Raw genomic sequence first — 613 nt, 5'->3', positions numbered from 1 at the left:
CAACCCGGAGGAGGCACAGCATGTCCAGCGCTGATGAATTGCAACAGGAATTGATGACGGTTCGCCGTAATGCCATCGAACTGCATTCCTCTGATCAGGTGCAGGAAGCCATCGCCAAGCTGGCTTTCGAGGTGACTGAAGCCTGTTCCGGCAAGGTGCCGGTGTTCGTCACCATCATGAATGGCGGCATGATCTTTGCGGCGGAACTGGTCAAGCGTCTGGATTTCCCCCTGGAGATGGATTACCTCCACGCCAGCCGTTATCTGGGAGCCACCAGTGGTGGGGATGTGGAATGGATTGTGACACCCAGTGCCACGCTGGCCGGTCGCCATGTGGTGATTGTGGATGACATCCTGGACGTGGGTTCTACCTTGTTGTCGATTATTGAAGCCTGTAAAGCCCAGGGAGCAGCATCCGTGAAAACCTGTGTGCTGGTGGACAAGCAACACGACCGCAAGGCAAAGCCGGGCCTGAAAGCCGACTTCACCGCGCTGGAAGCGGATGATTATTACCTGTTCGGCATGGACATGGATTACAAGGGATTCTGGCGTAATGCGCCGGGCATTTATGCGGTAAGAGAGAGCGATCTCTGATGCTGGCTTTCATTGGTGGT

Annotated in this window: 1 protein-coding gene; it reads left to right on the top strand. The window is 55.5% G+C overall.

Going from position 1 to position 613, the window contains the following annotated elements; all coding sequences use genetic code 11:
• Nucleotides 1-20 precede the first annotated feature (20 nt).
• A complete protein-coding gene (locus tag A3754_RS03460; protein ID WP_063518856.1) occupies nt 21-593 on the top strand; it encodes a hypoxanthine-guanine phosphoribosyltransferase in 573 nt (190 codons plus the stop codon).
• The last annotated feature ends 20 nt before the right edge of the window (nt 594-613 follow it).

The sequence above is a fragment of the Alcanivorax sp. HI0083 genome, assembly GCF_001635175.1.
The sequence above is the reverse complement of the archived record's forward strand: the minus strand, read 5'-3'. Positions and strand labels throughout refer to the sequence as shown.